The organism is Allobosea sp. ASV33 (assembly GCF_016428755.1).
Classification (GTDB): domain Bacteria; phylum Pseudomonadota; class Alphaproteobacteria; order Rhizobiales; family Beijerinckiaceae; genus Allobosea.
In genome coordinates this window covers 1-396 of the sequence record NZ_JAELTI010000233.1, presented here as the reverse complement: position 1 = coordinate 396, position 396 = coordinate 1, and the positions used below count along the sequence as shown (strand labels likewise).

1 pseudogene is annotated in these 396 nt (G+C 59.1%); it reads right to left on the bottom strand.

Annotated features, from left to right (window positions below):
* Positions 1-198, bottom strand: a pseudogene (locus tag JHD80_RS27290) (DNA recombination/repair protein RecA); the annotation flags it as partial.
* Positions 199-396 lie beyond the last annotated feature (198 nt).

The following is a 396-nucleotide window of genomic DNA, read 5'->3' as shown; positions in this document are numbered from 1 at the left end:
GCCACGGGGCAGGCCGCCAACGCCCAGGGCGATGTCCAGGCCCAGCGAGCCGGTGGAGACGACCTGGATGTCCTGGATGGCTTCGCCTTCACCCAGGCGCATGATCGTGCCCTTGCCGAACTGCTTTTCGATCTGGGCGAGTGCGGCCTGCAGGGCCTTGGCTTTTTCACTGTTGGCGGTGGTGACGGCGGTGTTCATGCGGACTCCTGGGTTGGCTGGGGTTTCAGCTCTGTATTTGCATTCAGGCTGGATGCTTGAACAGTAGTTTATGGGCTTGTTGGTTTGTTTTGTTGGTGTTTTTAGTCAGTTTTCCTGACTTGTTGGATTTGCCTCCACAATGCATCCATGAGTGAGTTTTCCCCCGTCACGCCGCCCGCCGACGCCTGGCGCCAGACC